The sequence below is a fragment of the Methylobacterium sp. WL18 genome (assembly GCF_008040015.1).
In the GTDB taxonomy this organism is placed as follows: domain Bacteria; phylum Pseudomonadota; class Alphaproteobacteria; order Rhizobiales; family Beijerinckiaceae; genus Methylobacterium; species Methylobacterium mesophilicum.
The window spans coordinates 1-1757 of the sequence record NZ_VRVD01000823.1 but is presented as its reverse complement, the minus strand read 5'-3'; the positions used below and the strand labels follow the sequence as shown (position 1 = coordinate 1757).

The following is a 1757-nucleotide window of genomic DNA, read 5'->3' as shown; positions in this document are numbered from 1 at the left end:
GGGGCGGCGAGGGCAATTCCCGCTATCGGGGGGCGCAGGGGTTGAGCCCGGACTTCATCGCCAAGCTGGAGCAGCAATTCGGCTTCGACAAGCCGGCCCCGGAGCGCTTCGCCAAGATGCTCTGGGACTACGCCCGGTTCGATTTCGGCCGCAGCTACTTCCGCGACGTCACGGTCATCCAGCTGATCAAGGAGCGCCTGCCGGTCTCGATCTCGCTCGGGCTCTGGATGACCCTCCTCTCCTACGCGATCTCGATCCCGCTCGGCATCCGCAAGGCCGTCAAGGACGGCGAGCGGTTCGACCGCTGGACCTCCTTCGTGGTGATCATCGGCTACGCGATCCCGGGCTTCATGTTCGGGCTGATGCTGATCATCCTGTTCGCGGGCGGCTCGTTCTACCAATGGTTCCCATTGCGGGGCCTGACCAGCGAGGGCTGGGAGACCTTCTCCGCCTGGCACAAGTTCACCGACTACGCCTGGCACTTGGCGCTCCCGCTCACCGCCCTGGTGATCGGCGCCTTCGCGACCTCGACCCTGCTGACCAAGAACTCGTTTCTCGACGAGATCCGCAAGCAATACGTCCTGACCGCCCGGATGAAGGGCCTGTCCGAGCGGCGCGTGCTCTACGGCCACGTCTTCCGCAACGCCATGCTGATCGTGATCGCCGGCTTCCCGGGCGCGTTCATCTCGGCCTTCTTCACCGGCTCGCTGCTGATCGAGACGATCTTCTCCCTCGACGGCCTGGGCGAGTTGTCGTTCCGGGCGATCGTCGGCCGCGACTACCCGGTTGTGTTCGCGACCCTCTACATCTTCTCCCTGCTCGGGCTGGCGGTGAACCTGCTGTCCGACCTGATCTACGTCTGGATCGACCCGCGGATCGACTTTTCCGCGCGGGCGACGTGAGGGCCAAGATTGCGGCCAAGCTACCGGGGACATGGTTCCGCGTTCACAATTACGGTAGCACTGCCCGGGCCGTGCAACGCTGGATCGTGCGGCGATCGTCACCGGAGCAACCATGCGCCTCTCGACCCTTCTCGTCGGCCTCTGTCTCGGAACCGCGCTGCCCGGCGCGGTGCTGGCGCAGACGGCGCAGAAACCCGCTCCGGCCGCGGCGCCGGATCCGGCCCTGCTGAAGGTGGCCCGGGAGACGGTCGCGCAGATGCAGGGCGATCGCGCCGCCACGCTCAGCTCGATGGCCGCCCCGATGGTCGGCATGATGCAGCAGATCGGCATCAAGGAAGCCGACAAGGCGCAGGTGCTGGTGCAGGAGGTCGTGATGCCGACCCTGTCCGCCCACTACGACGAACTCCTCGACATCCAGGCCCGCGGCTTCGCCACGATCCTGGGCAAGGACGACCTGCAGGCGATCGCGGCCTTCTACGCCACGCCCACCGGCAAGCGCCTCGCGGCCGCCCAGCCGCAGCTCGCCCAGATCCAGCTGGCCGGCATGCAGCAATGGATGCAGGCGGTGGCGCCCGAGATGCAGGGCAAGATCGTTAAGGCGGTCCAGGACCACGGCTGGGGTCCGGGCGGGCAAGCCAAGCCGAAGTGATCGGCTGATCCGGTTCGGGTGACGGAGGCGCGGGCGGCCTACGGCGTTCCGCCGCCGCCCAGCACCCGCGCCACCGTGCTCCGCAGAGCCTGCGCGCTGCGATAGCCCACCGCCGCCGCGACCATGCCCGGCGGGCGGCCCTCGGCAGTCAGCGCGAGCGCCCGGATCACCCGGGCTCGCGCCCGCCAGTCGCCGAAGCTGAGCCC

General features: G+C 68.2%; 2 protein-coding genes. Both read left to right on the top strand.

Annotated features, from left to right (window positions below):
* Positions 1 to 902 (top strand): microcin C ABC transporter permease YejB (gene yejB, locus FV228_RS28720; protein WP_147857586.1); only part of this gene is annotated, 902 nt, incomplete at its 5' end.
* A gap of 112 nt (positions 903 to 1014) precedes the next feature.
* Entirely contained in the window at positions 1015 to 1551 is a 537-nt protein-coding gene (locus FV228_RS28715) for a DUF2059 domain-containing protein (RefSeq protein WP_147857585.1), read from the top strand.
* Positions 1552 to 1757 lie beyond the last annotated feature (206 nt).